The following is a 26,853-nucleotide window of genomic DNA, read 5'->3' on the forward strand; positions in this document are numbered from 1 at the left end:
AAAAGATGGATCATACTTACGAACAGTATGTCCAAAAGGGCGGCAGAATATATACAGAGCGACCTGCCGATGTTCGGTTGAGTGGTGGCTTGAACCGCATAAAAATCAGCTGGCCCAAAGGGCCGGACCCAAGTGTGGTCAAAGCACGGATTTTCTGGAATGTTTCTGCGGATTCCACAGAAATTCCGGTCGAATCATCGATGGATACGGTTTCCTGCATGATCAATAATCTTCCGGAAGGAAACTATTCGTTTATAATCGTTACTTATGATAAAGAAGGCAACCGCTCGGTACCTTTGGAAGTATTCGGAAGTACTTATGGCGAAAAGTATCAGGCACGGCTGTTGGATAGGCCTGTGTTGGCTTCCCAACAAAAAAGAAGCGGGGAGATGTTTATCGCCTGGGGCGTAGCCGATACGGCGATGGGGGCTTTTGCGACGGAAATCAAATATGTGAATCTGACCGGGGATACAGTGCATAGGAACGTCGATGCGATCGTTGATTCGACATTTTTTCAGGACTACCTAACCGGAACATCCTATTTTTACCGGACGCTGTTCCTGCCCGATTCCAATGCGTTGGATACGTTCCGGACCGCATATTCCGAACAGCTGGTGGAGGAATATGTGCCGCCGGCAAAGATCGAACTGAGCAGCCGCTACCTCAAGAATTTTGCGGCACCATTTCAAAGCGAGACGTACGACGGCGCACGATGGGGTACGCTGAAAGATTGGGTCACCAACGATGCGATGCGCAATCAAGGCCCCGCCGGTAATAAGATTTATGGCGGATATGATAACATCAACAACTCGGGCTCTTTTGGTTTGCAAAAATGGGGAGATGGCGATCCTGCGATTGTAAACGGGAAAATGTATCAGACAATCACCCTGCCGGCCGGGGATTATGAAGTAGTGTGGACAACAGATGGTAACTCATCCGCTGTAAACCGGGGTACCGAGGGGCGTTATCTGGTGGTGGCCGAGGGGAATACACTTCCTGATGTTGTTGACATAGGCAATGCATTAGGCAGCGTTTCTTTTATGACAGGCGTGGATCGCTTCAATGTCAAGGTGAATTTTTCGTTGGAGGAACCCACCGAGGTATCGATCGGTATTTTGGTTAACTTTACCAGCGGTCAGCAGGCCGTAAGAGCAGGGGCACTCCGGTTGTGGGGTCCTGATCTGTAATTCGATTTGTATTCATTGTATTAGCTATTCAGTTTCTAATGAGACGATTTTTGATTGCTGTTGTCTTGTGGATTGCTCCCGGACTGTCGTTTGCGCAGATCACATGGGATGGAAAACAGCTCACCATCGAAAACGAAGTGATGACACAGGTAATCGCATTTGACAACGGCAGGGTTGTGCCGGTGTCTATGTGGAATAAGCAACTCGGAAAGGAACTGCTGGTATCAGCAGATCACGTCCCCTGGTTTGAATTTGTGATCAATAACCAACTGGTGCACGCCTTGCAATCTACATGGAAATACCAAAACCATGAAGTGCATAAGCTCAGCAATGGAGGAACAGAATTAGTGTTGCAGATAGCCGGACAGAAGCAACTGAAAGGATTAATAGTGGAGGTGCACAAACAATACTTTCCTTTTTCTTCGCTGACACGTGAAATGCTCTTCCTGAAAGTAAGAGGCAAGCAGCAGTTTACATTGAATAAACTTCATGGTGCTCTCCATTTCATCTTCCCGCAATATGCGTTTTCAGATAATCGTCCACAGACTCATTTGAAAGAAACCCGGATAGCAACTTACGCCCAGGAAGTGTTGCCGGATTTCCAGCAATCTTACACGTGGGATCAACGGAATCAGGTAAACAACCTTGCTTACTGTCATATGTTTGCTCCTGATTCCTTGTCTTTTTCATTGCAAAGAGGCGATACGGTATGTGTCAAAGGGCCCTTTCAAACCACTCAGATGGAAGGTTATACCTTACTTAGTGCCTATGAGCATGCTTCGCAGGATACGCGAAGAGGATTTGAAGCGATGTATCAGCCAAGTGCAGGAGACCGATTTGCCAACGATGGGGCACAGGGTGTGATCGGTGAAAACGATCTGGATAATACCAACGAGAGTTTATGGTTTATCGGTATGGAAACGTCGAAGAAGGATGATCAGTTAAGGTTGGCCGTCTCCATACGGAGAGGAGGATATCTTGAAGATGAAATCGTGGATGAGGCGCATCCCTACCAGACCGTCTGGACAGCAATGGCATGTTACGAAGATGCAGCAGAAACGGAAGCGATCATCCACCGGTATGTCATGGAACAGATAACCGATCATCCACCGGCACGCATTCCTCATTTTTATTACAATACATGGGGAATGCAGCGGTCATCTGCTGATGTAAGGGGCGTTTTTACGGAAGAGCGTATTAAAGAAGAGATCGGCTATGCCGCGGAGTTGGGAGCCGAATTATTTGTATTGGACGATGGCTGGGAAGTGACCCAGGGAGTATGGACGCCGAACCAGCGGCTACTTAAGGGTATTGCGCCATTGCTGGCTGAAATCAAAAGCCGGGGTATGATTCCCGGAATCTGGTTGTCGCCCATGGGAATCGACGCAACGGCAGAACGCTTTAAAGAACACCCCGAGTGGGTGATCCTGGACAAAAACGGAAATCCCGTCAAAGGACAATGGAATCATCCTGTATTTGATATGGTGGGAGGTTTTTACGATGTTTTTGTCAATGACTGTAAATGGTTGATTGATCAAGGGGTTCGTTACTTTAAGTGGGATGCCATCAACTCCTTTCCCAGTTCCCTTGCGGGGTTGGCTCATGGCGATAGTACATACAGCGCGCAGGAACGTAAGGATCGGTATGATTATCTCCTGCCGTTTTATGTGACGCGAGCTATGCGAGCGTTACGGGAATATCATCCCGATGTGGTAGTGGAAATCGATGTGACAGAGCCGCAGCGGTGCATGGTCGGTTTGATGCCATTGCAGGAGGGTAAATTGTTCTGGATGAATAATGGCGCTTCGGGCTATGGCGACTATAGCAGCTACCGGACTAAGTCTATGCGAAGCATTACGAATCGATTTGCCGGGGTTTTGCCAAGCCAGGTATTCACATTTGCCGTCTACCCTCACAATGCAGCACCCTTTTATGCACAGCGGTATAATGTCAACACATCGATTGTGGGTGGCCATGGATTTTGGGGCAATCTTAAACAAATCAACGGGCAACAACGAGAAGGGGTGAATGCATTGATTTCAAAGAGTAAAAGGGTGCGTCCGCATATCGCTCAACTGCCCACCCGTGTTTACGGACGCATAGGCGGATCTCCGGAATTGTATACCTGTGTCAATGAAGCAACGGCTTACGGCCAGGTAATTGGGTTTAGTGGCTCGGCATTGTCCTATATTCACCGCGTGAATGTGGACAGCACGCAGTTCCTGGGAGTACTCAATCACGCATATTCTTATTCGGACGGTGTGTTAAGCTTACCGTTTCAGTTCGCCATGCCGGATGACACACGCGAAGCATTTATTTTGGGAAATGACGGTAAAGGAATCTCCATTGTATCGTCCACCGGATGGATTGATGATGTTACCCTTGAGGAGAACGTCGTGCATATCCGCCTGGGTGCCGCCTCCCATTTGGTCTTGAAATTAAAAGCAAGAGCGATAACGATGTCTGTTGATGGCCAGGAATTACTGTCACCGCAACAATCGGAGAGTAATTTACTGCGCTGTTCGGGAGAAGCCGGACAAGTTATTGAAGTTACTTGGGAATAAAAATAGCATATTTTATTTTAAAGCATGATCTTCTTCCGGTTTCAGAAAATGACTTGCTTCTACAGCGATTCCGATAGCTTGAGCTTGACGTAATGCCTCGTCCAGTACGATGTTGATAGGTGTGATTTCCGTGTTAGTATTGCTTTTGTAGCATGTATTGGATTGTCTATTGTAGGCGGAAAACAGCGACCATCTCGATTTTTCCGATAGGTTGGCTTCAGAACCCATAAACCAGTTCCATCGTCTGAAGTGCCAGCTCCGCAAAATGTTGCGAAGCGCCGATCTGTTCTCCAGCAAAACCAACAACCAGGGCGATAACTGAATTTAATCGGCCTGGTTGTCCATGATCAGGCTTTCATTGGAACCCTGGAAAGCCCTCCGGTATTCTTTTGGACTTTGCCCGGTGATTTCCCGGAACTGCCGATTGAAATAGGAGAGGTTTTTGAAGCCGCATTCGTAACAGATACGCAATATGTCCCATTCTTCCGTCAGAAGCAGGCTGGTGGCATGGGTGATGCGTACATGGTTGACGAACTGCGAAAAGGTCTGTTCCATGCGCCGTTTGAAATACCGGCAGAAGGCTGCTTCATTGAGGTAAATCAGTTCCGCCGCTTTCTTGCTGTCCAGATCGCCCTTGAAATTTTCAATCACGTATTTCAATACGGGTTCCAGCCGGGCGGAATCTTTGTTGGTCAGTTTCATGGCGGATTGGGTTTCATTCATGACTTCCAACTGCGGGGCAGGCAATTGAGATAGATGATTTAACAATTGCAAAAAGAGAATCAGCTCATTCATCCCCTTTTCTTGGAGCATTTTTGAAAATAACGTATATACTTGGTCGTCCACGTGCCTTACCTGGACACCGTGGATCGCTTTGTTCAGCAATTCCCTCACTTTGACATATTCCGTGTTATCAAAGAAGCCGGTTCCAAGGAAATCTTCCTTAAAAAAAATAGCAATGGCATGTGCGGTTTCTCCCGATTCGATGAAAGACTTTTCGTTGTAAAAACAGTGGCCGAAACCCGGCCCGAAAAGGTAGACTTCACCCCCATTGAAGTTCACGATTTTTTTACCTGCGTAAAGCTTTCCATAGCTTTTTTTAATCCAGATCAGTTCATACAAATCATGGAAGTGAAATGGCGAGGTAAAATACGTTTGTATATATTCCTTTGTCAGAAATCCGAGACCGGAAGGGTGCGATTGGTGTTCGAAAATGACCTTCATACGCTTGCTGTTTCCGACACATAAATAGCAACTAATTTTCAGATTAACAAATTTGACTGCTTTTTGGCTTCATAAGTAAATATTGTATCGGTAATGGCAAATAAGGTAGTGTCAAACCCGATGAATGCCTAATACTTTTGCTTTATCCAATTATAGATAGAATCGTGGGCGGGGTCAATGTGATATGAATTCATCTTATACGAGTAAAATATGACCCAACAAAATGATGTCGAAAATTATGAAAAAAAGAAGCAAACAACTTTCGGTGATCGAGCTGTGTCTCATCCTGTTTTGTGGAGCGGTTTTTAGTGCGACTGCCACCGCGCAGCAACTGACCACGATAACAGGTGCCGTTACCGACTCCGTAAACAGTGAGCCACTTGCGGGAGTTACGGTCGAAGCTCAAGGCGGATCGTCCGTACAGACCGATCCGTCCGGGGCCTTTTCCATCCGGGTATCACTTCCGGCAACACTTATTTTTACCAATGTGGGGTACCAACAAACCCGCTTTGAAGTGACGGGCACCCAACCCTTGGTTGTCAGGCTGGTTCCGTCATCGGAGGATTTGGAAGAAGTGGTGGTGATCGGCTATGGTACCCAGAAAAAGACATCACTGACGGCTGCGGTGTCAACACTCAAAGGCAACGACATACAGTCCGTACCCGTTGCGAATTTGAGCAACACGTTGGGCGGCCGTGTGGCGGGCGTTATTGTAAATCAAGGATCCGGCGAGCCGGGAAGGGATGGCTCCAATATTTTCATACGGGGGATTTCCTCAACGGGCAATAACCAGCCGCTGTTGGTGGTAGATGGCATACCGAGAGATTTTACCCAATTGGATCCAAATAACATAGAAACATTCACGATTCTAAAGGATGCGGCGGCCGTGGCGCCGTACGGTGTGGCGGGAGCAAACGGCGTGGTTTTGGTAACTACCAAGCGGGGAAAACAGGGAAAGGCGACATTGACTTACAATGGTTATGTCGGATTTCAGAATCCAACGGTACTCCCCGCGTATTTGAGTTCATACGAAGAAGCGTCTTTAAAAAATGAGGCTGCCAAAAATGTAGGCCTGCCGGAGCCCTTTTCCGATTACGCCCTGCAGAAATTTAAAGACGGGTCGGATCCGGATGCCTATCCAAACCATGATGTTTGGAATCACATTGTTTCCCGCGACGCATTGTTAACCAATCACAGTATTGAGTTGTCCGGGGGATCCGAAGCAGTGCGCTACTATGGTAGCTTTGGTTACCAGAAGCAAGACGGGATGTGGAAAACGACAACCACCAATCGATTTAACTGGGCGGTAAACCTTGAGGTCGACGCAACTCGTTCAACCAAGATTACTGCGAGTATAATCGGGAGATCCAATAACAGGTATTACCCTCCTTCGGATCAGAACCTGGGTGGATCGGGACGCACCGGGAGAATATTTGAATTAGCTGGTTTTGCCCAGGTTGGATACGGGCCTTTGTTTTTCAGTAATGGGATGTTTGGCAACTACGTATCTTCGGCAATTTTTGGTACAGGCTATGAAAAAGTAAAGAATAGTCCCCAGTTTAACCAACTTACAATAGACCAGAAAATTCCATTTATCGAAGGGCTTTCTTTTAAGGGTACATTTGCCTATGACCCTGAATTTGTCGATTCGAAATTGTGGAAGACGCCCATGCACATTGCTACAATCGATACAACCCAACGGCCCTATGTCATTACGGATGCTACATTTGGGGATCCAAAGCCCCTGCTGGTTGAAAGTTTCAGAAAATATCAGCAATTTACTTACCAAGCCAGTTTCAACTATGCACGCTCGTTTTCACAAAACGATATCAGCGCGCTGGTTGCGTTTGAATCCAAGACAAATTCGACACGTGGTACGGATGTGATAAGAAGGAACTATAACCTGATCATCGATGAAGTGGATATGGGCAGCCCGAATCCGGTAGATCGGGAAGTTGCAGGTACTTCGAGTGTGGCGAAACAGCTCGGACTGGTGTATCGGCTTACGTATGCCTTTGCCGACAAATATCTGCTGGAAGCAAGCGGGCGGTACGACGGCAGCTATTATTTTGCTCCCGGAAATCGCTTTGGATTCTTTCCGGCGTTTTCATTGGGCTGGCGGATCTCGGAAGAGAAATTTTTCAAAAACCGGATAGAGGGATTGACGAATCTGAAATTAAGGGGGTCGTATGGCGAAGTCGGTGCGCTGGCCGGCAGTCCATTTCAATACCTGAGTACCTACGGAGTGGTCGGCACATCGTACGCGTTCAACGGAACGGCAGTACAAGGGGTTTATGAGCGCGCTGAATCCAATCCTAACATCACTTGGGAAAGGGCGAAAAAGATGGATATCGGACTGGAAATTGGCCTTTGGAACGATAAGCTATACCTGGAGACAGACTATTTTTATGAGAAACGGTCAAATATGCTGCTTAACCCCAATGTTGTTATTCCCGTGGAGTACGGAATCGGGTTAAGTCAGGAAAATGCGGGCATCATGAGTAACCGGGGAATTGAATTCTCATTTCGGGCTTCGCATCCGCTATCAAACAGCTTGAGTGTGTCGCTGGGTGGTAATTTTACCTATGCGAAAAACAAGTTGTTGCAGGTATTTGAAACGGACGTGACGTATAACAATCCGAATCGCAGATTGACGGGCCGATCGTTGGGGACACAGTTCGGATACAGGTCAATAGGGTATTTCCAAGCGGACGATTTTGATGGAAGTGGCAATTTGAAACCCGGTATCGCAACGCAGCCCTGGGAACCTGTCCAACCGGGTGATATCCGCTACGAAGACGTTGACGGAAACGGAAAAATAGACGAGAACGACTTTGTTCCGATTGGATATCCCACCGGGTCACCGGGAATACTGTATGGTTTTTCGCCCTCGGTGACGTTTAAGAATCTTTCGCTTGAGGCACTGTTTCAAGGAGCGGCGAATACGAGCTGGTATTACCACCCATCGTCTATCATGCCTTTCTGGAATGGAATGAAGCCTTATAAACATAACCTCGACTACTGGACACCCGAAAATACGGACGCGCGTAATCCGAGACTAACACCTTCGCCAACTACGAATAATTCGGTAACTTCATCGTTTTGGGTGGGGAGTGCCGCCTATTTACGGTTGAAAACTGTTACGCTGTCGTATGCATTGCCGGCTACTTTGGCCACTCGTATGCATTTGCAGAGCGCACGCATTTATGTGGCGGGACAAAACCTGTTGACGTGGACAGACCTTCTTTATGATCCGGAGATCGGAACCAACAACTCGTACGCGCCAACTAGTGCTTGGACATATCCACAGCAAAAGGTGATGTCGTTTGGATTAACCCTTGTGTATTAATTTTTATTTTTTGTCATGAAACATGTAAATCTAAATAAACCTGTTGTCGCTTGGAGTACAGTGTTGGTCATTATCGCCAGTTTTGCAGCCTGCGGTGATACACTGAACGTGGCTCCCAAAGACCAAATTGCAGACCAGACACTTTGGGAAACAACTGACAATGCAGATCTGTTTTTGAATGATATTTATACGGCTATTCCAAGTCCGGTCGGAAGCGGTGATCCGCTGGAGAATTTTACCGATAATTCGGTCAATGGAGTTGCTGGGCGCTACAGCTCAACGGTGTACGGGAATTCAAGTTACACGCCAAGTAATGGGCCAAGCCAGTGGGGGCACTATGCCAACATACGAAAGTGTAATTTATTCATTCAAAAAGTCAACGAATCCACGTTACCGGAAGATTGGAAGACCCTTCGTTTAGCGGAAGTCCGGTTTCTGCGTGCATACTTCTATTCATTGCTTGCTTTACATCATGGTGGTGTTCCGATTATCACGGACGTGCTGGACCGGTATACGCAGGGAGATGAGATTTTCAGGGAGCGGAATACGTTTGAGGAAACCGTGCATTTTATTACCGCCGAATGCAGTGAGATTGCCGCAGATCTACCATTGACCGCACCGTCAGGGAGGATCACCCGCGGAGCTGCACTGACCCTGAAAGCATGGTGTGAGCTTTTTGATGCCAGTCCATTGTATAATGTTTCGAATGACAAAGCAAAATGGCAGTTGGCTTCCGATACCTACAGACAGGTAATGGACCTAGGCGTGTATGAACTGTTTCCCGACTACGGTTCGCTCTTTCTGGAAACAAACAACAATAATAGTGAGGTCATTTTCGACCGTGTGCACGTAGGGGGTACTTCGCTCGCCAACACACGTGCCCAAAACTATGGACCTACCTTTGTGAATGGAGTTGCAAGAGCATGGGCAGGCTCAAACCCAACACAGGAGTTGGTAAATGAGTATGTGATGGCCAATGGATTGCCCATCGGCAACCCCGCTTCAGGCTTCGACCGTGAAAACCCGTATGTCGGTCGTGAACAGCGGTTTTACACCGATATTATTTATGACGGTGCCGAGTGGCTGGGATATGAAATCATCATGAAACAAGGAGTGGGAAGTAAAAATCAGACCGATTTGAGCGATAACAATGAAGCAACGAATACAGGTTACTACTGGAGGAAAGCGATAGATCCGCAATATGCGAATCTGGGAAATATCGAGAACGGGGCTCATTTTATTATTTTCAGGTATGCAGAAGTGCTCCTCGGTTATGCCGAAGCCCAAAACGAAGCGGTAGGCCCCGATCAATCCGTGTACGAGGCGGTAAACTTGGTGAGGGAACGGGTTGGTTTGCCCCCTGCTGATGAAGGGCTGGATCAAGAGCAGATGCGGGAGGTGATTGATCGGGAGCGCAGGGTAGAACTCGCTTCCGAAGAAAAACGGTGGTATGATATCATCCGCTGGAAGAAAGCGGAGAGTGTATTAAATGGTCGTTTACATGCGGTGTCGATCGAATTGGAAAATGGAAAATGGACATACAAATCGGTTCCGGCAGGCGGGGGGACGAGGGTGTTCCACCCGGAAAAGAATTACGTATATCCAATTCCCCAATCTGCGATAGATGCCAATCCCAAATTAGTTCAGAACCCAAATTATGATTGATATGAAATTTATTTTTTTCACATTTTTTCTGCTGCTGAGTTTCCACGGTTTTACGCAAAAAAGCAATGAGATTGTGGTAGAATGGAAAGAGTCGCCTGCCTCAGGGAGTTTTCGGGTGACAAACGGAAATCTCTCATCGCTTAAAATCACAGAGGGCCAAGGGAAAGTCAAGGGAAATGAATTTTATTTCCGGTCAAACAAAAGCGGACGCGTACAATTAACGCTAGATGGGGTAGAACTAACTAAAGGAAGCCGGTCTACCGTCGTCACGTTGGACGCTCCGAATACTTCGAATGGTTCGTTTTCATTTTTCCTACGGGATGTGACCGCGGAGTACCCGATTTACTTGCCCGATTATGGGGTTGTTGTGCTAAAAGCCGACGATCCTCGCTCCTATGCAGCCGTCGAAAAGGAGATTCTGTCACGGAAACTGGCAACCAAACTCCAGCGCCTTGAGGCGGCACCGGAAGAAACGTCATTTTCGTCTGTTGCTGGTCGTGTGAGGAACATGTCCGTACCTACCTGGCTCGGCATCAGCCGTGACTTCCGGATTTTTGAGGTGGCCGAGTGCCTGCCCGATGCGGCACGCGGCGAAGCGAATATCATTACGCCGAGACGCTCTTCTTCCCCTTTATTGTTGCCGGAAACCGAGAATAACCCGGTGAATTACCTTTACACAGTAGGCCGGGGCATCGGTGTGCAGGACAACATCTCGCGGCGGCTCGAACAGGGCATACTGCCGATCCTGCACAGTACACTGACGGACGATGACATCCGCTATCAATCCACGACGTTCGTCTCCCTCGAAAAATCAGCACTTTCGGCTGAAACGCCGATCGGAACCGACTTCTTGGTGGCCGATAGTTACAGCGGAGGGCATATGTTCACCGAGGAGCAGAAGAATGTGTTGGATGCGAGACGGGAAAAGGAACTCAACTCGGAAGAAGAGACGGTATTATACTTCCGTTCGGAGGCCACAAATACCGGAACGGTGCCGCGCTATGCGTGGTTTAAAGCACCGCGGCCCGGCACAGGATGGCATCACAAAAACGATTATACCTTTGATGCCGCCACCGGCTTTTCGACCTACGCTTCCGGAAAGGTATTTTGCATTTCCCGGTTGAACGGAGAGCCACTCCAGAATGAGGAAATAGCGGTGCTACTGCAACCCAATGAAAAGATCGTATTTGAATTTTTGGTGCCGCATAGTCCGGTTTCGGAAGAGCGAGCTACAGGATTGGAAAAACAATCTTTTCAACAACGCTATGACGAGGCCAAGAAATTCTGGCTGGGCAAACTCCAGCAAGCTGCTTTTATCCGGCTGCCGGAAAAACGGATAGAAGAGATGGTGCAGGCTGGTCTGCTGCACTTGGACTTAATCACATTTGGCAAGGATCCCGACAGCACACTGGCACCAAACATTGGTGTGTATTCTCCCATAGGTACCGAAAGTGCCCCGATCATCCAGTTTTACAATTCCATGGGCTGGCAGGATGTAGCCAAGCGTTCACTGACTTATTTTTTGGATAAACAGCATGATGATGGTTTTATCCAGAATTTTGGGGGATACATGGTGGAAACCGGAGCCGCTCTTTGGACCATGGGGGAATATTTCAGGTACACAGCAGACAAAGAATGGGCTAGGCAGTCGGCTCCGAAACTGCTGAAATCCTGTGATTTTCTGATCGCATGGCGTGACCGTAATAAAAAAGAGGAACTACGCGGTCGCGGATACGGCATGATTGAAGGAAAAGTAGCCGACCCGGAAGATCATTTCCACCAGTTTATGCTGAATGGTTACGCTTACCTTGGCGTGAGCCGCGTAGCAGAAATCCTCGCCGCCATTGGTTCGGACCAAGCAGACCGGATCAGAAAAGAAGCCGCTGCCTGGAAATCCGACATCCGTGAGTCGTTCTTCAACGTTATGGCCCTATCGCCAGTGGTTCCGTTGGGTGATGGTACATGGTGTCCCACCGCTCCTCCTTGGACAGAAGCACCGGGTCTGCGTGCCCTTTATATGAAACCAGAAGCCTTCTGGTCGCACGGCACGGTCACTGTTTCGGATGCGATGCTGGGACCGCTATACTTAGTTTTCTGCGAAGTGCTCCATGTGGATGAACCCGCGGCGAAGATGCTGCTGAATTACAACAGCGAATTGTTCTACCAAGGAAATGCAGCATTCAGCCAGCCCTATTACAGCCGGCATAATTGGATGCAGGCAAAGCTGGGCATGACAAAACCCTTTCTTGAAACCTATTACAGCACGTTTGCTGCGCTCGCTGATCGCGAGACATATACCTTCTGGGAACATCTTTATAAAGTAAGCCCTCACAAAACGCATGAAGAAGGCTGGTTTCTGATGGAAACCCGATGGATGCTGTACCAGGAAGCGGGAGATACACTCAGCCTATTCAAAACGATCCCGCGGGATTGGATGAAAGACGGCGAGACAATCGAGTTGGGGGGTGTGCAGAGTTACTTTGGCAAACTCAACGTGAAAGCCACTTCGCATGTGAATAGTGGATTCATCGAGGCATCCGTTGAAAGCGATGCCTCAAGAAAGCCAGATGTAGTAACGATCCGCTTGCCGCATCCGGAACATAAGGAACCGGTAAATGTGGAGGGTGGCGTTTACGATCGAGAAACGGAGACCGTGACGATTTCACCGTTCACAGGCAAGTCAACCGTTGTCATTCAATATTAACCTGTGTATGACAACAAACAACACCTTTGATATCCTCACGATCGTTGGTTATTTCGTGCTGATCCTTGGCGTAGGCCTATGGTCGGGGCGGGGTAAAAAGGGAAGCGCTGCAAATTACTTTGTCTCGAAGGGAACACTTCCATTTTGGGCCATTGGGGCGGCATATGTCGCCTCGGGCCTGAATCCCGAACAGCTCATCGGTATGAACGGGATGGGCTATTTGGTGGGATTACCGCTGGTCAATTCGTATTTGATTGCCATCGTGGTGTATAGTGCACTTATCTTTTTCTTTTTTCCGCTCTATCTGCGCAACAATATCATGACGATGCCACAGTATCTGGGGGCTCGTTTCAGCAAAGGAAGCCAAAATATATTCAGTGTATTACTGCTGTTGAGCTACATCCTGTTGAACCTGTCCGTGATTCTGTACGGAGGTGCTAAGCTTTTTGAGGGTATCTATGGAGTTCCCGTTTGGCTGGGTGTACTGATCCTGGGGTTGATCGCGGGTGCGTATACAATGTACGGCGGGATGAAATTCGTGATCAACGCTGCGCTGTTCGATTTCTTCCTTGTTTTTACAGCGGGTGCTATCCTATTCATTTTGGGTTACCTGAAACTGAATAACGGATGGAATGATGTGGTGGAGCATGCGCCCGGCGGTTTTCACCTGATGCAACCGATGGATACACCGGTTATGCCCTGGCATGCCGTTCTCTTTTCCCTGTTCAATCTCCAGTTGTTTTATTCCTGCATCAATCAGGCGCTTGTACAACGAGGGTTGGGGGCCAGGAGTGAATGGGATGTGCGCATGGCGATTGTATTGGCAGCTGTCTTTGTGCTGTTCAGACCGTTTATAGAGATTTTCCCCGGGATGATCGCCCGCGCGCTTGCTTTCACCGGACACGAGGAGTTTAAAATCCTGCCGGGAGAGGTGGACAATGTGTACCCGATGTTGATCAATAACCTAATTCCCACAGGTCTGAAAGGGCTCGTATTGATTGGCACGCTGGCCACGGTTATGTCTACTACCGCTGCTTTTCTGAATTCCATTTCAACCTTGTTTACCTATGATGTCTACAAAAAGTGGATCAACAAGGACGCCAGCGATAAAAAACTGGTGAAGGTGGGAGTATTGACGACACTCTCGCTGATGGTATTCAGCATTCTGTATGCGCCGGTGATCGCCAATTTCGGCGGGATATTTTTATATTTCCAATCGCTGTCTACTTACCTCGCCGTGCCGGTGGCCACCTGCTTTTTATTCGGGATGTTTTGGAAACGGGCAACACCCGCGGCGGCGTTGACTGTGATGATAACAGGTATTCCGTTGGGCGCGTTGATCCAGCTGGTTTTTATTCCCCTGCTGTTTTCCCAAGAGACAATTGCGGCGTATAGCCTGACCAATTTTTACGTAACCGGAGGCATCACCCAGGTTTTCTGCGCCATGCTGATGATTGTGGTCAGTTTAAACAGCCAACCCCGGGAGATAAGCGAAATCAGATCGTATTTATGGACCCCTAAACTGCTGCGGTTGCCGCCGCAGGAAACCCGGCCGCCGTGGTGGCGATCGGTTTGGTTGTGGTGGGGCTTGGTCGCCGTGGTTTATATGGGGTGTTATCTTATGCTATGGTAAAGGCCACTAATGCACGGATAATCGCTGATTATCTGTAGATATTTGTGCATCCGTGGCAAACAAGTATGAAGGGATATATAAAAAGACAACTGGATATATGGCAAGAAATAAAACAGTATTATGCCTGATGGCCCATCCCGATGATGCGGAGATTCTGAGTGGTGGCACGTTGGCCCTGCTAGCGCAGCAAGGTTGGGACGTAGTGATCGCGACCATGACACCCGGGCAGGCGGGTTCCACAACCCTGGGGCCGGATGAAATCAGCACGGTGCGCAGGCAGGAGGCGGCCGATGCGGCGGCGCTTCTCGGGGGAAATTACCGCTGCGTGGAAAGCGAAGATGTATTCATCCTGTATGATAAGCCTACGTTGCAGAACGTAATTGTGCTTTTCAGGCAGGTAAACCCGGCATTGGTGATCACAGCCAGTCCTACCGATTATATGCTTGACCACGAAATCACGAGCCAACTGGCCCAAACGGCCTGCATGGCAGCGACCATCCCGAATATCCGGATTGAAGGAACGGCGCCCATTCAACAGGTACCTCATTTGTATTATGCCGATGCAATACAGGGGAAAGACCGGCTGGGCCAGTCGATTGCAGCAAATATACTGATAGACATCAGCTCGGTTATGCCACTGAAAGAAGCGATGCTGTGCTGCCATAAAAGCCAACGGGCCTGGTTGCAAAAGATTTCCGGTGTGGATGAATATGTCATCATGATGAAGGAGTTTTCTGCACAGAATGGAGCCCGGGTCGGCTGCGAATATGCCGAAGGTTACCGCCAGCACCTCGGGTTCAGCTATCCCCAGGATGATTTGCTGAAAAATGAACTGGCAGAATGGACACATGAAAGAAGATAGTATGGTGAAATTTTCGAAACGACAGGTGAATGGACTGGAAGTGCTCTCCGGCGAAAACAACGACATCCGGTTTGAAATGGTGCCTGCACTGGGCGGTAAATTGACCAGTGTGTTTAACAAAAAACTGCAAAAGGAATTCCTTTGGCACAATAGGGGCCTGGCGTTGGCGGAAAATAGTGCAGGAGATGATTATGACAGCAATTTCTGGGGCGGTATTGATGAATTGCTGCCCAATGACATACCGGAGATTGTAGATGGGATTGATTATCCGGACCACGGAGAACTTTGGACGACCCGGTTGGAATATACGCTTGCAGACGACCACGTCTCCGTGTTTGGGCAATTGCCAAAGAGCAACTTGTTTTATGCAAAGACGGTTTCCCTTCTCGAAGGTAGCGGCATTAAATTGGAATATCAGATCGTGAACCGGGCGGAAAGGCGGAGGCATTTTTTATGGAAACTCCATGCAGCGTTGCACATTGAGCCGGGCGACCGCCTGGAGAGCCCCGCGATCAAAGCACGTGTGGTTTATCCGCAGTCTTCACGTTTCGGAAATCAGGATGAATTCAATTGGCCAATGATCGAAGGGATGGATGCAGCGCTGGTACCTGCAAAAGACAATACCATGGATTTTTTCTACCTCTACGATTTGCCGGAAAGCCACATGAGCCTGGTAAGTGATGAAGGGAACCATCGGTTTACGTATCGGTACGATGGAGCCATTTTTCCGTATCAGTGGTATTTTGCGTCCTACGGACAATTCCGTAACCATTATACGGCAATTTTGGAACCGGCTTCGGCTATGCCGGTCAGCGTAAACGAGGCTGCAGCCCTGGGGCAGTGTTCGGTGCTGGAACCGGGGGAGGCCCTTCATACCGTGGTCACGATTCATGCGGGGGCAACTAATGAAATCAACAAACGAAAATAAGTTAATAAACGGAAATAAGTTAAACATGAAGATAGAATCAGTCGATTTTTTTTACCTGAGCATGCCTGAAGTATTGGACATTGGCGATGGCAGTCAGGATGCCGTATTGGTACGGGTCAGGGCCGGTGGCCTGGAAGGTTGGGGCGAATGTGAGGCAGCGCCGTTGCCCACGATTGCCGCGTATGTATGCCCCATGTCCCACAGCGCGTGCAAGCCGGTGAAACATTCGGTAGAGGGCATGGACTTGAACGAACCGGCCGACATCCATAAGATTGGCAGGCATGTACATGCCAACAGTTTTGATCTGTTACAGGCAGATCACACACTGTCCGGCATTGACATTGCGCTTTGGGATTTGTTGGGCAAAAAGCTGGAAGAGCCGGTATACCGGCTATTGGGTTACAAAAAAGCCTATTCCAAAATACCGTATGCATCCCAATTGTTTGGGGATACACCGGAAGAAACATATGAAAAAGCCAAACAGTCCGGTGGCTCGGGGTACCGGGCGGTTAAGTTCGGTTGGGGACCGATAGGCCGTGGGTCTGTGGCCGAGGATGCGGCGCATTTCCACGCCGCGCGGGAAGGTTTGGGTACCGATGCTTATCTTATGATCGATATCGGTACCGTTTGGGGCGAAGACGTCGCGTCGGCAACGGGCCGGCTTGCAGCACTTAAGGCAGTAAATGCATATTGGCTGGAGGAGCCATTTGCCAATATGGCGCTCAGCGCTTACAGCCAACTGGCGGATGGCAAGCCCCGGGTTCCCCTCGCAGCAGGAGAAGGCTGTAATAGCTATGTGCAGGCTGCCGCGATGTTGGACTATGCCGGACTGAAATTTATCCAGATTGATACCGGAAGAATCGGTGGGATTACACCTGCTAAACGTGTGGCCGACGATGCGGTACGGAAGGGAATTAGTTATGTCAACCACACGTTTACCTCTCATTTGGCCCTGAGTGCATCCCTGCAACCCTATGCAGGCATCGAAAAAGATGTGATCTGTGAGTATCCCGTTGAGCCTAAACAACTGGCACTGGATATCACCACGAATAAGATGACGCTGAATAGCGAGGGGCGAGTGGAGGTTCCCGAAGCACCCGGGTTGGGAATGTCGGTCAATAGGGAGTCGTTGAGGAAGTACATCGTGGATACCGAAATTAAGGTAAAGGGAGCCTTGATTTATCAAACCCCTGCATTATAAGTTACAAGATGATGAGCGAACGATTCAAAGGTCAGGTAGCCGTAATCTCCGGCGGAGCGGAAGGTTTGGGCAAAGCCATTGCGCTGCGTTTGGCCAGGGAAGGGGCCAGGCTGGTAATAGTTGATTTTAATAAGGAAAAGTTAGCGAAAACTGTCGAAGCACTGGCGATGGAAGGGCATGAAGTCATGGGGGAAGCCGTGGATGTTTCGAACGAAGATGAGGTAAGGGAAGGTTTCAAAAGTGCGATGGAACGGTTTGGCAGAATTGATGTCATGGTTAATTCGGCAGGCATCGTAGGTCCGACCAGCACCTCCATTCTGGACTATTCCGTAGCAGATTTCGACAAGATCTATACGGTTAATCTCAGAGGGGCCTTTCTGATGGCAAAGTATGCGCTGAAGTACATGTCTGAAAAAGGGTACGGCCGCATATTACTCATCGCTTCCATAGCGGGTAAAGAAGGAAACCCCTTCATGGCGGGTTATTCGGCAACCAAAGCAGGGGTGATCGGGCTGGTGAAAGGACTGGGAAAGGAATTCGCTACCACGGGTATCACCATCAATGGATTGGCTCCCGCAGTGATCAGAACCGCGATGAATGCCGATACGGATCCGGAGCAGCTGGCATATATGGCGAGTAAAATACCGATGGGCCGGTTGGGAACCGTGGAAGAGGTAGCTGCGGCGACCAGTTTTATCGTGTCTCCCGAAAATAGCTTTTCAACAGGTTTTATCTACGACATATCAGGTGGCAGAGCCACATATTAAAAACGATGGTACAAAAAAAAGTAGTGGTATTAGGTGGGTCTTCGGGAATCGGAAAGGCCATTTCGGAACGTTTTGCACAAGAAGGCTATCAGGTTATTATTGCATCGTCCGATCCAGCAAAACTGGAGGCGGCAAGGGCGTGCCTGACGGGGTCGGGTCATGAAACATTTCAGTTGGATATCCGGAGTGAAGCACAAGTGGAGGCGTTTGCGTCGCATATACAAAACACACATAGAGATTTTGATGTGCTGATCAATAGCATCGGAATTTCTGAACATTTGCATGCGGTAAATTCTAGGTTTGAAGAATGGGACAATGCCTTGCAGGTAATGCTCTACGGAACGGTCAAGAGCTGCCGTGTATTGGTGCCACTGATGAAACCGGGGGGGCGGATTATCCATATCACGTCCATCCACTACAGCCGGGTCGAGAAAGGGAGCTCTGCGTATGGAATGGCAAAAGCAGCGATTACCCAGTTCACGCGTTCATTGGCATTGGAACTGGCTCCAAACAACATACTTGCCAATACCATCGCCCCCGGTTTCATCAACACACCCATGTCGATAGATCCGAACGGGCAGAATGAATTGGAAACGGAGTGGTTTCAGGACAATTATGTGAAATATAATCATTTACCGCTGAAACGCGCGGGCCGCCCCGAAGAAGTAGCGGGAGTGGCCTTTTTTCTGGCGGGGCCGGATGCAACGTATATGACGGGTTCGGTGTTGACGGTAGACGGCGGATTAACCATTACATTTTAGGTAATGGCACTATTAACCTTATTTTCCAAACGTGGCTAGGTCGCTATAGACAGTAAGCGGCGTAGGGTACTTATTTTGTTAATCTATCTCATTGTAAGTGATTGTCCGGTATGCAAATTGTCTTACGCCTGCAGCATTCTGATTCCGGGCGTAATACAATCTTACAACTTTGCTGCCTTCTAAATCGCCATATTCACTGATTAGGTTGGGATATCCTGCCGTTTCCTCTGCATTCTTGCTGATGGCTAGTGGCTGCTCCCAAGTAATGCCATCAACACTTGAAGACATATATAGGACACCGTTCCATCCGGCATATACCATGACCCAACGCTTCAAAAAATCATTCCACATAACAGACGGGTTGGCCCCAGCCTGCGAGGTTAATCCTGCTAACTTATGATCAACTCCGCCTATACCGGTTTCACTGTCATAACCGTCAATCGTAAAATTACGACCATCCCACTTTTTCCATGTATCGGGTGAACCGTAAGGATCGTCTGAAGCGGCCATGCAAATTTTATAATCTTCTCCTTCTATATTGGCTGAGTAATAGCAGATAAACTGCTGCCGGTCTTCGTTATATACCACGCAACCATCGCCCAAACCGCTCCATCGTGCCTCTCGGGGTTTGGTGTAGTTAACATTCAATATTTTCTCACCCTTTGTCCATGTACGACCATTATCTGATGAATAGGCTATTCCGATACTTTTAAATGCCGTTAAACTCCCCCATCTACTCTCTGCATGGAAAAAGCCAGCCAACCTGCCGTCTATTAACCGATGTACACCGATAAACCATGATCCTGCGTCAGTAAAATCCGAGATCTGATTGAATCCTACTCCAAAAACGCGATTTTGTGGTCTTAATTGATCAATTTGATCCTCTGGAAAGGGCGTATTACCTTCCGTCCTAAAACTATAATTTTCAGCCCAATAAAGCACAAACTTCTCCGACCCTTCTTCCTTGACGGCGGATATTTTTCCATCCGGCCAATATCCTTGCATATCTACCCCCGACTGGTCTACAATAATTGGTTCAGAAAGTGAAAAGTCATTCCAGACACCGAAAGCTTTCGGCGCATCGATCTGCTTTTCAATCAGTGACGCATCTTTACTACAGGCGACGTAAAAAAGTGTGCTTATAAAAAATATTATCATAGGCTGGGTTCTTCGTTTCATGCTGTTCTTCTAATATTCCAAATAATAATTAATGGAAACACTTTAATTGCTAATGCATTAACCTAAACGAAAATAATTCGCTGTATATTATCGCTATGCAACAAAATATGTGAAATATAATCATTTACCGCTGAAACGCGCGGGCCGCCCCGAAGAAGTAGCGGGAGTGGCCTTTTTTCTGGCGGGGCCGGATGCAACGTATATGACGGGTTCGGTGTTGACGGTAGACGGCGGATTAACCATTACATTTTAGAACATAGCTTAGAACACAGTCCGCGTACCTGCTGCCTGACTGCTCCTAGACTGCTGCGCGTGGCATTGCCATGTGCCTGCGCTGCGCTGGCAGTCGGTTGGCTGTTTTTCGCACGCTGACTGCAAGGTGACCGCACCCTGACCGCCAGCTGACTCCCCTATGATACGGCGCCTTTCGGTAACGGTCGGTTGGCAGGGACACGGTCTGCCGGGTGATTAAACAGTTGACCTGACAAGGTGACGGCATTGACACCCTATGGTTCAGTTACGTAAAATGTAATAATATTTGTTACAGTTAAAATGGATGTGTATCTTTGCCCTGACATGAATAATACAAGGTTTGCGACCGTGCTGCATATTTTGGCGATGCTGGCGGATAGTGAAGGAGTATGGCTGAGTTCCGATTGGATCGCGGGAAGTATCAACATCAATCCGGTAATGGTGCGAAAAGAGTTGGGACTCTTGCAAGACCGGGGCTGGGTGGTAAGCCGCAAAGGCAAAGTAGGTGGCTACATGCTGCAAACACCGGCCAAAGGCATCTCACTGGCCGACATCTATGGCTTGGTAAAGAATACAGAGGTGCTGGGGCGTAAAAATCGCCATACCAACCCCCAATGTCCGATTGGTAAGGATATCAACCGGCAACTGGAGGGGCTTTTCTCCCACACAGAAGGACTGGTATCGGGTTATCTACGGGAGATTACACTAGATGCGTTTGTGAAGCAGTTTCACTGATTTTTTTTGATTTTAAATGTAACAAAGTTCATTACATAATAACATGGCAAAAATAGGAGTAACAGGTGCGACGGGACAACTGGGCCGTCTCGTCATCAAACAATTGAAAACAAAAACGGCAGCAGAAAATGTGGTGGCGCTGGTGAGAAATCCCGGAAAGGCAATTGATCTGGGAGTCGAAGTGCGGGCGTTTGACTATACTAAACCCGAATCCCTGGGTGAGGCATTGAAGGGCATCGATCACCTGCTGTTGATCTCTTCCAATGAAGTGGGGCAGCGCAAAGCGCAGCACGAGAATGTGATCCGGGCTGCGCAGCAGGCAGGGGTAAGCTGGATCGTATATACCAGCTTACTGCATGCCGATACGTCTACGCTGAGCCTGGCAGGCGAGCACCTCGCAACCGAAGAGCTGCTGAAAGCGTCGGGTATTCCGTATACCCTCCTGCGAAATGGTTGGTACACCGAAAACTATACCGGCTCGGTGGCTGGAGCCATCGCCGCCGGTGCGTTCATCGGCAGTGCCGGTACGGGTAAGATCGCGTCCGCTGCTCGCGTGGATTATGCCGAGGCGGCTGCCGTTGTACTCACCGACGAAAGCCATCGGAGCAAGGTGTACGAATTGGCGGGTGACGAAGCGTATACGCTGGCAGACCTAGCGGCGGAGGTATCCCGGCAGACCGGCAAGGATATTCCGTATAATGACCTTCCCGAGAATGAATACGTCGAAAGGCTGAGATCCTTAGGCTTGCCCGGGAGCCTGGCACATGCCATTGCCGGTTGGGATGCAAGTGCTGCCAAAGGCGACCTATTTGACGATAGCCATACGCTATCGTGGCTGATTGGCCACCCGACCACGCCGCTCGCGGATACGGTTAAAGTAGCCTTAGGTTAACCGCCTTGATCTGGGTAGCTGCCACCATCACTCCGTACTCAATTTTTTAAAGTAAACCATCAGATGCGTGCGCATCTGGCTGCGGAATTGCTCGGGATCTCCGTGTTTGAGGGTGTTGAGCAGGTCGCGGTGAGCTAAACTCTCGCGGTTCATCGCGGGACTTCACGACCGGGGAGTAAGGGTAATTGGCAGAGGACTGTGGTATATCAGCGCTGTTCATACGGAAAAGGATGTAGACAACGCGATCAAAACGGCTACCGATGTATTGAGGGAGCTGCCGTAAACCTTACATCCTCCTTGCTTACCTCTCCTTTACTTTTTCTGTACCTTTTTCTTACCCCTTTGGTAAAGAATTGGTATAGCGGAGGTAAGGAACTGGTAGAGAATTGGTATAGCAGAGGTAAAGAAATGGTAAGGAACTGGTAAAGAATTGGTATAGCGGAGGTAAGGAATTGGTAAGGAAATGGTAACCGAGTAGTAAGCGAGAACTAAGGCAGTACTAAGCAAGGGGTAAGCAACTGGTAACCGTAAGGTATAACGTTTCTACTTTTGGGATAACTCCAGGACAGATAAACTTGTGTATTCAAGTAGGTTTATCTATGTTTGTACTGACAAAGCTCGATTTCGGCTATTCTTTCAATTAGAAAGCAATTGTAACCTACATTATAGGAAGTAGCAAATGAACAGAAGAACATTTATCGGCCACACGGCTATCGGTATTTCAGCAATGGCAGTAAAACCCGTATTTTCCGGCAAAAACGAAGCCCCCTTGTATGGACACAACGGAAGAACCTATCGTCAGGTGAAAGGCTGGGGCGAATTGGATGCTTCCCGGTTTCCGGTCAAAGATTGCCATGAAATGGTGCAGGACAGTAAGGGACGCATTTTTCTGCTTACCAACGAAACCCGCAATAATGTATTGATATACAATACCCGGGGGAAATTGATCGATAGCTGGGGTAAAGAATATCCCGGTGCACATGGCTTAACCATCGCAGGAAAGGGTAAAGATGAATTTCTGCTCATTACCGATACTGAACGGCATGAGGTGTACAAAACCACATTGGATGGTAAGCTGTTGATGACGTTGGATTTTCCCGAAACTGCTGGTTTGTATGAAAAAAAAGAAGCTTATATACCCACGGAAACAACCGTAGCGCCCAATGGTGATATTTATGTAGCGGATGGGTATGGACAGCAGTATATTCTGCATTACAGTGCCGATGGTAAGCTAAAAGGTTGGTTCGGTGGCCGGGGCGAGGGAGATAAGTTTCTGGATAATGCCCACGGCATCTGTGTAGACCAGCGCAGCGGTGATGCTACCCTTTTGATAACTGACCGGACCCGCTGCTGCTTCAAAAGATTTACGATGGCAGGCGAGCTACTGGAAATTATCAATGTGCCAGGCGCTTGTGTCTGCCGTCCGGTTATTCACGGCGACTTGTTGTATGCAGCGGTTCTGCGGTCGCCCGACATGAATAACGCCAATTCAGGTTTCGTGACCATCTTGGATAAGGAAAACCGTGTGATTTCGAATATCGGTGGCTCTGAACCCATATATCGCGATGGAAAACTCCAACCCCTGTCGCAGCAGCCATCTTTATTTAAACATCCCCATGATGTATGTGTGGACCGGGACGAAAATATCTATGTTGCTCAGTGGGCTTCGGGTAATGTATATCCTTATAAGTTTGAACGGGTCTGATATTTTTTTCCGTCCCTAAAGGCGTATTAGAAGTAATCCTGGATAAAATATTCTTCCGTATTGCAGTACAGGAAAGAATAGATAATCAGGTTGGGTCTGTTGGTATGCATACTGCGTTTCATATGCAGTATCGGTTTGCTTTGCTTGACAGAAAGCAAGTCGGATAGTGTTTTATCTGCCGCTACGGCCCAGATCTTTTGCTCTCCTTCCTTAATCTCCACCTTATGGTATTTATTCAGGGTTTCGAACAAGGAATTTTTTTCGAGGTTATGCATGGTAAACCGGGGCAGGTCGATGTCGGTAATATAGGTTTCTTCGTATAACGTAGGCAGTCCGTTGACGTGGCGCAGACGCGACAGATAGAGGCAGCCCGCTTCCCGCTGGACAGCGGATAATTCGTAGGGAAAGTCATCCGGCCAGGTCGTCTTATGCGTTTTGACCAAAATCTGTGTACGCAGGTTTTTCTTTCCCACGCCCGCAGTCGATCCTTTGATGGACAAGATACCCAAGCCGTTTTTCGGCTCGGATACAATACTCCCCTTGCCGTGATGACGGACGATGTATCCCATCCGCATCAGCTCGCCCAATGCCTGCCGGACCGTCGGTCGGGTAGTTCGATAGCTTTTGCATAGCTCATTTTCAGAAGGCAGTAAGTCCCCCTTTTTGTAATGCCCATCATCGATTTGCTTTTTTAAGTCGCTGATTAGGATTTTATAGATCGGTGTGTTGAGTTCCTTAGCCATATGGATCATATCTGCGAAGCAAAAATAGGTAATTTATTGTTGTTGTGTATACAAGTAAATTGTTTCGGAATTATTTTGGGAATCGTCTGAGTTGTAAAACCTAACATATTTTACTTGTATATACAAATAAATCATTTTTTACTGAGATTTAGGAATAGTTTATTTATATGTAATTTGTTTGTGTATAGATTGTTGTGTGCTTTATTGAGGGGTTGCTTTAGAAGCAAGTTAAATATTTATTGATTTTTTTCTTGTATATACAAGTTTGATTCTTATATTTGCTATAGAATATTATAAAGAACCAGTTTTTCAAACCTGTAAATACAAGTATGCAACGATATATCGCAATTTGCTTAATTGTCGGAATTTTCTTTTCTGCTTGCAGTAATTCGACAAATGAGAGAAAGAGAGGCTTGAATTATGTGGATCCTACAATCGGAGGGGTTGGACTGATTTTGGAGCCGACACGCCCGCTTGTGCACCTCCCCAATAGTATGGTGCGGATATATCCGCTTAAGAAAGATGAATTGGATGACCGGATAGGGGGCTTCCCCCTGACGGTCATTTCTCACCGTATCGGCTCTGCTTTTGCTTTTTTACCGGTGTTCGGCGATGACGATCCGTGGCAGTCAACGATTCTCATCCATACTCAGGAAGCACATCCCTATAGTTATGAGGTGTCAGATGCCCGCACGTATGACCGGGTGGCCGTGGCTCCGGGGGCAAAGAGCGGTGTTTTCCAAATGGAGCGGGCGGATGGATCGACTACTCATCGGTTGCGGTTTTCAATCATCAACGCCTCCGGATTTATTAAAGCACAGGGCGACAGCGCGCTGGTGGGTGAAGAGGATTACAACGGGATGAAGGTGTTTTTTTACGCCTCGTTCGATGGGACCCTTCAAGACATCGAAGAGCAGGGACCGGAAAACCGAAAAAATGTGCTGGCGACGGTGAATGCGACCGGTAACAAACTCGATCTGCGATACGGAATTTCCTACATCAGCACTGAACAAGCGAAGGCAAATTTGGAACAGGAGATCGCTCAAAAAGACTTTGCGACGGTAAAAGTGGAAGCCGAGCAGGCTTGGGACAAGGTGTTGTCGAAAGTGCAGGTACGTGGTTGGGACGAAGCTAAAAAGCGCGTGTTTTATACAGCGTTGTACCGTACCTATGAACGTATGGTAGACATCAACGAACACGGTCGGTATTATAGCGCATACGACCACCAGGTACATCAATCCGATGAACCGTTTTATGTGGATAACTGGATCTGGGATACCTACATTGCTTCTCATCCATTGAACATGATCCTTGATCCAGAGAAGGATCAGGCCATGATCCGGTCTTACATCGAGATGTATCGGCAGACGGGTTGGATGCCTTCATTTGCGGTTACTTTCGGCGATTGGCCCGCGATGGTGGGTAATCATGCCTCGGCTTGGATGGCCGATGCCTGGGCTAAGGGATTGCGTGATTTTGACGTGAAAGCTGCTTATGAGGGCTTACGTAAAAATTCGCTTGAAGCCACGCTGTTGCCGTGGCGAAACGGTCCGCCAAGCGAGCTGGACGACTTTTATAACGAACACGGATATTTTCCGGCACTGGCGCCGGGGCAACCTGAACCGGTAGATCGTGTAGACCCGAATTGGGAGAAACGGCAGGCTGTATCGGTCACGCTGGAGAACAGCTTCAGCGATTGGTGCATTGCGCAATTGGCGGAGCCTGCCGGAAAAGGAGAGGAAAAGGAGTTATTCCTGAAGCGGTCCCAGTTTTATCACCATGTATTCAGGCAGGATAAAGGTATCGTCTGGCCGAAAGATGCCAATGGCAACTGGATTGAACCTTATGACCCCAGTCTCTCGGGCAGGGAATATTTTACCGAAGTGAACGCCTATACCTACAATTGGCATGTGAAACATGATTTAGAAGGATTGTTCCAATTGATGGGGGGCAAAACAGTGGCGGAAGCAAAATTGGATGAGCTGTTCAGGGCCGATTTGGGTCTTCCTAAATGGAAATTCTGGGCGGTGCAGCCGGATGCTTCCGGATTGGTGGGCCAGTTTGTCATGGGAAATGAACCCAGCCTTCACATCCCCTACCTCTACAATTATTTGGGTAGTCCGTGGAAAACGCAAAAGCGGATCCGCATGCTGCTCGATACCTGGTTTACTGACAATGTGTTTGGTATGCCGGGAGACGAGGATGGTGGTGCGATGTCAGCATGGGTGGTATTTTCGATGATGGGGTTTTTCCAGATGACTCCCGGTGTGCCTGTATACACGATCGGAAGTCCTTCGTTTGAGGAGGTTGCCGTCCAGTTACCGAATGGGAAGGAATTTAAGGTGATTGCGAAAGGTAATTCGCCGCAACATGTGTATGTGCAACGTGCTGCACTCAATGGCAAAGAGTTGAAAGAGCTGTTTTTTACGCACGAACAATTGATGGAAGGCGGGGTGCTGGAATTGGAGATGGGCGATAAACAAGCAAAATAAGCAGGGTACA

At 48.3% G+C, this 26,853-nt stretch carries 20 protein-coding genes; 16 read left to right on the forward strand and 4 right to left on the reverse strand.

The genetic code is table 11. From position 1 onward, the window contains the following. Positions 1-5 precede the first annotated feature (5 nt). Complete coding sequence (locus IEX60_RS01770; RefSeq protein ID WP_188746778.1) at positions 6-1,187, forward strand: DUF4998 domain-containing protein; 1,182 nt, start codon at positions 6-8, stop codon at positions 1,185-1,187. A gap of 38 nt (positions 1,188-1,225) precedes the next feature. After that, entirely contained in the window at positions 1,226-3,751 is a 2,526-nt protein-coding gene (locus IEX60_RS01775; RefSeq protein ID WP_188746780.1) for an alpha-galactosidase, read from the forward strand. Positions 3,752-4,075: 324 nt separating this feature from the next. Here the strand turns inward: IEX60_RS01775 and IEX60_RS01780 are convergent, their stop codons facing one another. Beyond that, the gene (locus IEX60_RS01780) at positions 4,076-4,975 is read right to left on the reverse strand and encodes a helix-turn-helix domain-containing protein (protein ID WP_188746781.1); all 900 of its coding nucleotides are present in this window, start codon (positions 4,973-4,975) and stop codon (positions 4,076-4,078) included. A gap of 238 nt (positions 4,976-5,213) precedes the next feature. On the opposite strand from IEX60_RS01780, the gene IEX60_RS01785 reads away from it, so the two are divergent. The 9 genes from IEX60_RS01785 (at position 5,214) to IEX60_RS01825 (ending at position 18,845) form a co-directional block, all read left to right on the forward strand. Beyond that, positions 5,214-8,324, forward strand: a complete 3,111-nt coding sequence (locus IEX60_RS01785) for a SusC/RagA family TonB-linked outer membrane protein (RefSeq protein WP_188746782.1) — start codon at positions 5,214-5,216, stop codon at positions 8,322-8,324. 15 nt (positions 8,325-8,339) lie between these two features. Further along, positions 8,340-9,989 (forward strand): RagB/SusD family nutrient uptake outer membrane protein, encoded by a 1,650-nt coding sequence (locus tag IEX60_RS01790; protein WP_188746783.1) that lies wholly within the window; start codon positions 8,340-8,342, stop codon positions 9,987-9,989. 1 nt (position 9,990) lies between these two features. After that, positions 9,991-12,693: a glucosidase family protein gene (locus IEX60_RS01795; protein WP_188746784.1), complete on the forward strand. Its 2,703-nt coding sequence runs from the start codon at positions 9,991-9,993 to the stop codon at positions 12,691-12,693. Positions 12,694-12,700: 7 nt separating this feature from the next. Continuing rightward, a complete protein-coding gene (locus IEX60_RS01800) occupies positions 12,701-14,326 on the forward strand; it encodes an SLC5 family protein (protein WP_188746785.1) in 1,626 nt (541 codons plus the stop codon). A 97-nt stretch (positions 14,327-14,423) separates the two neighbouring features. After that, positions 14,424-15,188: a PIG-L deacetylase family protein gene (locus tag IEX60_RS01805; protein WP_188746786.1), complete on the forward strand. Its 765-nt coding sequence runs from the start codon at positions 14,424-14,426 to the stop codon at positions 15,186-15,188. Beyond that, complete coding sequence (locus IEX60_RS01810; RefSeq protein ID WP_188746787.1) at positions 15,175-16,116, forward strand: aldose epimerase family protein; 942 nt, start codon at positions 15,175-15,177, stop codon at positions 16,114-16,116. The genes IEX60_RS01805 and IEX60_RS01810 overlap by 14 nt, the downstream gene beginning before the upstream one ends. A 25-nt stretch (positions 16,117-16,141) precedes the next feature. Then, positions 16,142-17,317: a mandelate racemase/muconate lactonizing enzyme family protein gene (locus tag IEX60_RS01815; RefSeq protein WP_188746788.1), complete on the forward strand. Its 1,176-nt coding sequence runs from the start codon at positions 16,142-16,144 to the stop codon at positions 17,315-17,317. 8 nt (positions 17,318-17,325) lie between these two features. Beyond that, positions 17,326-18,084, forward strand: a complete 759-nt coding sequence (locus tag IEX60_RS01820) for an SDR family NAD(P)-dependent oxidoreductase (protein WP_229717354.1) — start codon at positions 17,326-17,328, stop codon at positions 18,082-18,084. A 5-nt stretch (positions 18,085-18,089) separates the two neighbouring features. Continuing rightward, a complete protein-coding gene (locus IEX60_RS01825) occupies positions 18,090-18,845 on the forward strand; it encodes an SDR family NAD(P)-dependent oxidoreductase (RefSeq protein WP_188746789.1) in 756 nt (251 codons plus the stop codon). Positions 18,846-18,923: 78 nt separating this feature from the next. Here the strand turns inward: IEX60_RS01825 and IEX60_RS01830 are convergent, their stop codons facing one another. After that, a complete protein-coding gene (locus IEX60_RS01830; RefSeq protein ID WP_188746790.1) occupies positions 18,924-20,003 on the reverse strand; it encodes an exo-alpha-sialidase in 1,080 nt (359 codons plus the stop codon). A 130-nt stretch (positions 20,004-20,133) separates the two neighbouring features. Between IEX60_RS01830 and IEX60_RS01835 the strand changes: the two genes are divergently transcribed. From IEX60_RS01835 to IEX60_RS01845, 3 genes are all read left to right on the forward strand, one after another. Then, positions 20,134-20,277, forward strand: a complete 144-nt coding sequence (locus tag IEX60_RS01835) for an SDR family oxidoreductase (protein WP_188746791.1) — start codon at positions 20,134-20,136, stop codon at positions 20,275-20,277. A gap of 323 nt (positions 20,278-20,600) precedes the next feature. After that, positions 20,601-21,011, forward strand: a complete 411-nt coding sequence (locus IEX60_RS01840) for an Rrf2 family transcriptional regulator (RefSeq protein WP_188746792.1) — start codon at positions 20,601-20,603, stop codon at positions 21,009-21,011. A gap of 43 nt (positions 21,012-21,054) precedes the next feature. Further along, positions 21,055-21,903 carry an SDR family oxidoreductase gene (locus IEX60_RS01845; RefSeq protein WP_188746793.1) on the forward strand — a complete coding sequence of 283 codons (849 nt, stop codon included), beginning with the start codon at positions 21,055-21,057 and terminating at the stop codon, positions 21,901-21,903. 27 nt (positions 21,904-21,930) lie between these two features. On the opposite strand, the gene IEX60_RS24950 is transcribed toward IEX60_RS01845, so the two are convergent. After that, entirely contained in the window at positions 21,931-22,056 is a 126-nt protein-coding gene (locus tag IEX60_RS24950; protein ID WP_262892301.1) for a hypothetical protein, read from the reverse strand. A gap of 526 nt (positions 22,057-22,582) precedes the next feature. On the opposite strand from IEX60_RS24950, the gene IEX60_RS01850 reads away from it, so the two are divergent. Next, entirely contained in the window at positions 22,583-23,608 is a 1,026-nt protein-coding gene (locus IEX60_RS01850; RefSeq protein WP_188746795.1) for an NHL repeat-containing protein, read from the forward strand. Positions 23,609-23,634: 26 nt separating this feature from the next. Here IEX60_RS01850 and IEX60_RS01855 read toward each other — a convergent pair whose 3' ends face one another. After that, on the reverse strand, positions 23,635-24,351 hold the full coding sequence (locus tag IEX60_RS01855; protein WP_188746797.1) for a GntR family transcriptional regulator: 717 nt from the start codon (positions 24,349-24,351) through the stop codon (positions 23,635-23,637). A gap of 329 nt (positions 24,352-24,680) precedes the next feature. Here IEX60_RS01855 and IEX60_RS01860 point away from each other — a divergent pair, with 329 nt between their 5' ends. Then, positions 24,681-26,843 carry a GH92 family glycosyl hydrolase gene (locus IEX60_RS01860; protein ID WP_188746798.1) on the forward strand — a complete coding sequence of 721 codons (2,163 nt, stop codon included), beginning with the start codon at positions 24,681-24,683 and terminating at the stop codon, positions 26,841-26,843. The last annotated feature ends 10 nt before the right edge of the window (positions 26,844-26,853 follow it).

Origin of the sequence: Parapedobacter defluvii, from assembly GCF_014642075.1 — a bacterium.
Taxonomy (GTDB): domain Bacteria; phylum Bacteroidota; class Bacteroidia; order Sphingobacteriales; family Sphingobacteriaceae; genus Parapedobacter; species Parapedobacter defluvii.